The following is a 3,855-nucleotide window of genomic DNA, read 5'->3' as shown; positions in this document are numbered from 1 at the left end:
AGAAGTCCTTTAGCTGTTGTTGTTGGCAGAATACGGACACGATTAAGTGAGAGGAGACCATCATTGGCACTAGCTAATCCTTCGTTGGTTGTCAGTCCTAACTTGTAAGTTTTCTTAGCTAGATCCAGTGTTGTTTGATTATAGCGACCTGATGGGTAGGCAATGGTGTTAACCTTGGTATTAAGTTTATTTTCAAGGAAGTCAATAGAATCCGTTAATTCAGCCTTTTGAGTCGCATTGTCACTGACAGACAAATCAGGGTGGTTAACCGTATGCGACTGGAAGCTCATGCCGTGTGCCATCATTTCTTCCATCTGCTTGACCGTTAGATTTCCAGCATTTCCCTTCTTAACAAAGCCGGTAATGACATTATTGGTTGCCTTAGCCTTATATTTTTTGAGAATCGGGTAAGCGATAGTATAGAAGTCTTCGTTACCATCGTCAAAGGTCAGCCAGACAACCTTTTTAGCAGGCAAGGCATTTTCAGTGAAGGCTTTGTAGGCTTCTTCAGGAGTTAGGAAATAGTAACCTGCATCTACCATGGCCTTGATTTGTGCCTCGAATAGGTCAGGATCAACGATAAGGTTGGCGTTAGAGGCTTCAGATGGATCCATGACGTGAACCGCATGATACATGAGGATAGGGATTTGGACAGGATTGTCATAGGTTTTCCACTTAGTTGTACTCTTAGACTGACTTGTCTGAGCTTGTTTTTGATTGGTTTTCGACTGATTTGGTCGGTTTAGCATAAAAACGACCACCAGGCTAAGAAAGACAAGGTTTAGGACAAGCAGAAGAAGGTTCAATTTTTTTCTGTTAGCTTGAGTTGTTTTTTTCTTTTGAGAAATCATTGTATCCCCTTTCAAATAGGTCTCGCTATTATTCTAACAAAAATGGGGTGAAAATGCACAGAATTTTCAGTAAAAAAAGAATACTTATCTCCTTAAATGGCAACAATATTCTGTCAATTCCGATAGAAATGTGGTACAATTAAAAAAATGTATGTTTTTAAGGAGAAATCGTAAATGTCTATTAAAATTGGATTACTTGGCTTTGGTACAGTAGCTAGCGGTATTCCTTTCCTCTTGAAGGAAAATGGTGAGAAGGTTCTTGCAGCTTCACGTGACCAACTTGAAATTGCCAAAGTTTTGGTTAAAGATGACGAAGAAAAAAATCGTCTGCTTGCTGCCGGAAACGACTACAATTTTGTCACAAATGTTGACGAAATCCTTAACGACGAAGAAATTCAAATCGTTGTAGAATTGATGGGACGTATCGAGCCAGCTCGTACCTTCATTACAAAAGCGCTTGAAGCAGGTAAAAACGTTGTTTCTGCCAATAAGGACTTGATTGCTACTCATGGAAAAGAGTTGATTTCTCTTGCTCAAGATAAGGGTGTAGCTTTCTACTATGAAGCTGCTGTTGCTGGTGGTATTCCAATTTTGCGTACTTTAGCTAACTCTTTGACATCTGACAAGGTAACACGTATCCTAGGAGTGCTTAACGGTACATCTAACTTTATGATGACTAAGATGGTTGATGAAGGTTGGTCATATGAGGACGCCCTCAAGACTGCCCAAGAACTTGGTTATGCTGAAAGTGATCCAACCAACGACGTTGAAGGGATTGACGCCGCTTATAAGGCAGTTATCCTTAGCCAATTTGGTTTTGGTGCTACAATTGATTTTGACGACGTTTCTCACAAAGGAATTACTAACATCTCTACAGATGATGTAGCTGTTGCTCAAGAATTGGGTTATGTCATCAAATTGGTTGGTGATGTGCGTGAAGTAGAATCAGGTATCTCAGCAGAAGTATCACCAACATTCTTGCCAAAAAATCACCCACTTGCTAGCGTCAACGATGTCATGAATGCAGTCTTTGTTGAGTCTATCGGTATCGGTGAATCTATGTACTACGGTCCAGGTGCTGGTCAAAAACCAACAGCAACATCTGTTTTGGCAGACATTATCCGTATTGCTCGTCGTCTTTCAGATGGCAATGTTGGGAAACCATTCAACGAGTTCCGTCGTGACTTGCCATTGGCTAATCCAGCGGACGTTAAGAGCAACTATTACTTTGCCCTTGATACGCCAGACGAAAAAGGTAAAATCCTTCACTTGTCTCAAATCTTCAACTCAGAAGATATTTCATTTGAACAAGTCTTGCAACAAAAAGCAAATGGCACAACAGCTCGTATCGTTGTGATTACACATGCTATGTCTAAGACACAACTCCAAGCGGTTACTGAGAAACTTGAAGCAGCAGAAGACTTCACTGTTGTCAACACATTGAAAGTTTTGTCTAACTAATTGATAAGCCCATACTGGTGCGTATAAGAAAGGTATTCAAGGAGAAAAGTCACTAATGACTTTCCTCCTTTTGGTGTGTTATTATGAAAATTACTGTTCCAGCAACATCTGCCAATATTGGTCCAGGTTTTGATTCTGTGGGTGTTGCCGTTTCTAAATATTTGACAATTGAGGTGCTTGAACCAGCAGACGTGTGGCATATTGAACATGATTTGGGAGATATTCCTTCAGATGAAAATAACCTCCTCATTTCAACAGCCTTGCAAGTTGCATCCGATTTGCAGCCCCATAAATTGCTGATGACATCGGATATTCCTTTGGCGCGTGGGCTTGGTTCTTCAAGCTCAGTTATTGTTGCAGGGATTGAGTTAGCCAATCAATTGGCAGACCTGAAACTCTCAGACGACGACAAACTTGATATTGCAACCAAGATTGAAGGTCACCCAGACAATGTTGCCCCAGCTATTTTTGGGAATCTCGTTGTCGCCTCTTATGTGGATGAACATGTTAATAGCATCGTTACAGAGTTTCCAGAGTGTGCCTTTGTCGCTTTCATTCCGAGCTATGAACTTAAGACGTCTGATTCACGTGGGGTTCTTCCAAGTGACTTGTCTTACAAAGAAGCTGTAGCTGCATCATCTATTGCCAACGTTGCCATTGCAGCCCTCTTTGCAGGGGATTTGGTTAAAGCGGGACGTGCTATCCAAGGAGACATGTTCCACGAACGCTACCGACAAAAATTGGTCAAGGAATTTGCAACTGTTAAGGAATTGTCAGGCCAATACGGTGCCTATGCAACCTATCTCTCAGGTGCTGGTCCAACAGTTATGACCTTAACGCCAAATGATCAGGCTGAGGCTCTTAAAAGGGCTATCGATGGTCTTGGATTAGACGGTGAAACCTTCATCCTATCAGTGGATAAAGCAGGTGTTGTCGTTGACTAGAAAGAATCAAGGCTTGCTCTTTGGACTTGCAAGCTATATTCAATGGGGATTTTTATCCCTTTTTTGGAAGCTTTTAGCAGGTGTTTCAGCCTATAACACCTTCTCATGGCGAATTGTTTTTACAGTGGTGACTATGTTAGTTTATGCCCTAGTCGCTAAGCAAAATACACGTTTCAAAGAGGAACTGGTGGAACTTTGGCAGGATAAGAAGGTCTTGCTTCGCATGCTGCTTGCCAGCTTTCTCATAGCAGCGAACTGGTTGATTTATATCTATGCTGTGGGACATGGTCAAGCCACACAAGCCAGTCTGGGCTATTACATTATGCCTATTGTGTCTATCCTATTTGCTCTCGTTTTTCTTCGTGAATCATTGAACAGAAGTATGTGGCTAGCAGTAGCCTTAGCTTTTATAGGAGTGCTATTTCTTGTTGTCAACACAGGAAAACTTCCTATAGTTTCTCTGGGATTAGCCCTGAGCTTTGGTTTCTATGGTTTAATCAAAAAAGGGGTTAAGCTTTCCAGTGATGTAGCCATGCTAGTGGAAAGTGGTTTCTTACTACCTTTTGTAGCCATCTACCTCATCTTCTTTTCACCGGAGT

The 3,855-nt window shown here is 41.5% G+C and carries 4 protein-coding genes; 3 read left to right on the top strand and 1 reads right to left on the bottom strand.

Annotated elements, in window-relative coordinates; genetic code table 11:
* Positions 1 to 851: polysaccharide deacetylase family protein (locus RWZ99_RS09095; protein WP_314678266.1), on the bottom strand; the 851-nt coding region annotated here is incomplete at its 3' end.
* 174 nt (positions 852 to 1,025) lie between these two features.
* On the opposite strand from RWZ99_RS09095, the gene RWZ99_RS09090 reads away from it, so the two are divergent.
* The 3 genes from RWZ99_RS09090 to rarD all read left to right on the top strand — a co-directional run.
* Positions 1,026 to 2,312: a homoserine dehydrogenase gene (locus RWZ99_RS09090; RefSeq protein WP_314678265.1), complete on the top strand. Its 1,287-nt coding sequence runs from the start codon at positions 1,026 to 1,028 to the stop codon at positions 2,310 to 2,312.
* Between the two features lie 83 nt (positions 2,313 to 2,395).
* On the top strand, positions 2,396 to 3,256 hold the full coding sequence (gene thrB / locus RWZ99_RS09085) for a homoserine kinase (RefSeq protein WP_314678263.1): 861 nt from the start codon (positions 2,396 to 2,398) through the stop codon (positions 3,254 to 3,256).
* Positions 3,249 to 3,855: EamA family transporter RarD (gene rarD / locus RWZ99_RS09080; RefSeq protein WP_314678261.1), on the top strand; the 607-nt coding region annotated here is incomplete at its 3' end. The genes thrB and rarD, both read left to right, overlap by 8 nt.

The organism is uncultured Streptococcus sp. (genome assembly GCF_963545685.1).
Lineage (GTDB): Bacteria > Bacillota > Bacilli > Lactobacillales > Streptococcaceae > Streptococcus.
The sequence above is the reverse complement of the archived record's forward strand: the minus strand, read 5'-3'. Positions and strand labels throughout refer to the sequence as shown.

What these genes read in the sequence shown, in the direction of transcription:
- RWZ99_RS09090 (WP_314678265.1), top strand. Translation starts at nt 1,026, where the DNA reads ATGTCTATTAAAATTGGATTACTTGGCTTTGGTACAGTAGCTAGCGGT.
- thrB (WP_314678263.1), top strand. Translation starts at nt 2,396, where the DNA reads ATGAAAATTACTGTTCCAGCAACATCTGCCAATATTGGTCCAGGTTTT.